Here is a 1,029-nt window from a genome sequence, read left to right on the forward strand (position 1 = left end):
CCGGACACGTCCCCGATACGGTGACCTACGCATTCTATTTCGGCGGCGCCGTGCTCCTGCTTGCGGTCCTTTGGACGGTTGTCAGGACACGGGAATACCCGCCGGAGCAGTTGGCGTCGTTCGACGATGCCTCGCCTTCCGGTGCGGCGATCGAAACCGAGTTCGACCGCGATCGTTCCCGCAAAGCATCCGTGGGCTGGTTGATCACCGGCGTGGCCGCGATCGCGGCCGTGACGTGGTGGCAACTGGATCGTCTGCTCTATGTACTGGCGGGCGGCATGGCGGCCTATGGGCTGGCGTTACTTCTGGCAAGCATGTGGCGTGCGCGCAACATGTTCACCTCGATCATGACCGACCTTCAGACCATGCCCGACACCATGCGACAGCTCGCGGTGGTCCAGTTCTTCTCCTGGTTCGCGCTGTTTGCCATGTGGATCTACACCACCGCAGCGGTGACCGGCGTGCACTACGGCACCACCGACACCTCGTCGGCCGCCTACAACGAGGGTGCCAACTGGGTCGGTGTGCTTTTCGCGGCCTATAACGGCTTCGCCGCGCTCGCCGCGATCCTTATTCCGTGGATGGTGCGCGCAGTCGGCCTGCGCATGAGCCATCTCATCAATGTCTCGCTGGGTGGACTCGGCCTGCTTTCGCTCATGCTGATCCGCGACCCCCAGTGGCTGCTGCTGTCTATGGTCGGCGTTGGCTTCGCCTGGGCCTCCATTCTCTCGCTCCCTTACGCCCTGCTCTCCGACAGCCTGCCGGCGCACAAGATGGGCGTCTACATGGGCATCTTCAACTTCTTCATCGTCATTCCGCAGCTGGTGGCGGCCAGCGTTCTCGGCTTCCTGCTGAAGACGTTCGCTGGTGGTCAACCGATCTATGCACTTGCCATCGGTGGCGCCAGCCTGCTGCTGGCCGGTGTATTGGTCCTGCGCGTGAAAGAATCACGATCTGGCCCGGAGGCCGTCTGATGCGAAAGCTCCCCCTCGCCACCGCCGTCGCGGCCCTGCTCTTCCTGCCGGCCAG

Annotated in this window: 1 protein-coding gene; it reads left to right on the plus strand. The window is 63.6% G+C overall.

What is annotated here, in order from left to right; translation table 11 throughout:
- Positions 1-974, plus strand: a 974-nt coding sequence (locus CSC65_RS16045) for an MFS transporter (protein ID WP_484573193.1), incomplete at its 5' end; no start/stop codon positions are given.
- Positions 975-1,029 lie beyond the last annotated feature (55 nt).

The sequence above is a fragment of the Pseudoxanthomonas daejeonensis genome, from assembly GCF_010093205.1.
Lineage (GTDB): Bacteria > Pseudomonadota > Gammaproteobacteria > Xanthomonadales > Xanthomonadaceae > Pseudoxanthomonas > Pseudoxanthomonas daejeonensis.